This window comes from Trichococcus sp. (assembly GCF_049589555.1).
Taxonomy (GTDB): Bacteria; Bacillota; Bacilli; order Lactobacillales; family Aerococcaceae; genus Trichococcus.
Window position 1 is genome coordinate 1 of sequence record NZ_JBAWAZ010000277.1, and the last position, 1,901, is coordinate 1,901.

Consider the following 1,901-nt stretch of genomic DNA (forward strand, 5'->3'; position numbering starts at 1 on the left):
AATTTGTGAGAATGCAATGGACAAGAGGAAAGCTTAAAAAGAGAGGAAGAAAAAAAGATGGTAAGCAATAAAGTGAAAATCGGTATTTTGTGTATGTCTATTCTGAGTATGAGCGGGTTAGTAATAACGAGTGCCTTCAGCGCAATAATCGCAGCATTTCCGGGGGAGCCGATCTCCAAAATTCAGATGATCGCTACGATTCCCAGTTTAGGCGCTCTGATTACGACGTTATTTATAGGTGTTTTGGCTACAAAGATTCCCAAGAAAATCTTGGCATTGCTGGGTATTTTTGCGGTAGGCCTCGGCGGTTTGTTGCCGATTGTCTTTCATGGGAGCATCAATGCGTTGCTGGTATGTTCTTTGATCATGGGAATCGGCCTTGGTTTCATCGCCACGATCAACCCGATGTTGTTGTCCATTTATTTTGAAGGGGAAGAAAGAGCAAGCTTGATGGGGAAGGGAACCGCTGTGACTTCGCTAGGGGCAATCATATTGATGATGGGAGGCGGATTTCTAGGCAGTCAAAACTGGAGCAACACTTATTATATATTCCTGATTACGATCTTGATTTTCTTCCTGGTCATGCTGTTTTTGCCGCTCGACAAAATCGAAAAGGATTTTACGGCTGGGCATGACGGCAAGAAAATGAATTTGATGGAAACTATGGGAAATATGAATAAGTATGTCTTTCTGATTTCGATCCTAGCCTTCATAATGTCATTCATCTACACGGTTTACCCAACCAATTTATCGATCGTAGTCAGTGGCAAAGGAATCGGCGGAACGAGCACGACCGGCATCATCAACGCGGTGGGTACTGTTGGAGGATTCCTGGCGGGGATGAATCTGAAATACATCAACCGCGCGGTGAAAGACAAAATCTTGGGCATCGGCTTTTTGTTCTTGGCTTCCACATTCATTCTGGTGCTTCTCTTCGACAGTGTCTTCATCATGTTGCTGGGTGCAATCTTATCAGGATTGGCTATGGTCATGATCATGTCGACCATTCCGTATTATGTTTCTGTTGTTGTCAGACCGTTTGAGTTAGCGATCGCGATGTCCATCTTCACATTCATGAATTCGCTCGGTGGCATCATTTCTCCGATGGTGCTTAGCTGGTTGGGCATCTCCTTCGGTAACCAAGCTTTCCTTTTCGCAGGAATCGCAAGTGCAGTCATCGGGATTGTGTGCCTGGCAGCACAGATCGGCAAGCGCGTGTTTGCGAACAGTTATCAAGCCAATCAAGCTAATGAGGCTGCTATGGCTAAAACAGAAGCAGATACTTTTGCGTAAGGGTTCTGTTGAGCTATAGCTAATAATTATATTATGCATTGGAAAAACAGAAAGTTTGTGCCTTCGGGGTGCGGGCTTTCTTTTTTTATTGCTTGCCTTGGAGTTACCTCTAAGGTATAGAATGATAGATAAGAAGGATGCTTATGAACTAAGTGCTTCCGATGCTGCAGGTTGACCAGCTGTTACCGGAAAGGATGAACAGAGATGAAGAAAGGAACTTCCTGCCTCACCAGAAACGATACGATCGGAACGATGATCGATCACCCAGCTTTCCGGGGATTCGGCCACTTGCTGCTGCCGTGGAACGACAGAATGGATTTAGATCTGCCGCTTTCCCGGATCGCCAAGCTGTTGCCGTATCACAGCCAGGTGGATGTGGATACAGTCGTTCAAGCGCTCAATCGGATGATCGACGCTTCCAACGCCCGTGAAACTATATTTTATGATATTTATTCAGAAGAGGCGAAAGCCAGGGATCCTGAGAAAAGGCAAACCGGCTTGTTCTGCTTTCCAGGTAGAGCCGGCTCGCCTTATGCGGTGATTGCTCCCGGAGGTGGCTTTGCTTACGTAGGTTCCGTTCATGAAGGCTTTCCTTATGCCATGAAAAT

Annotated in this window: 1 protein-coding gene and 1 pseudogene; both read left to right on the forward strand. The window is 45.9% G+C overall.

Going from position 1 to position 1,901, the window contains the following annotated elements:
• The first annotated feature begins 57 nt into the window (after positions 1-57).
• Positions 58-1,293 carry an MFS transporter gene (locus WBV27_RS10005; protein WP_424201683.1) on the forward strand — a complete coding sequence of 412 codons (1,236 nt, stop codon included), beginning with the start codon at positions 58-60 and terminating at the stop codon, positions 1,291-1,293.
• 204 nt (positions 1,294-1,497) lie between these two features.
• Positions 1,498-1,901 (forward strand): annotated as a pseudogene (locus tag WBV27_RS10010) (alpha/beta hydrolase); the annotation flags it as partial.

Bases quoted from the DNA above. Each gene is read 5' to 3' on its own strand.
- WBV27_RS10005 (WP_424201683.1), top strand. From the start codon at position 58: ATGGTAAGCAATAAAGTGAAAATCGGTATTTTGTGTATGTCTATTCTG.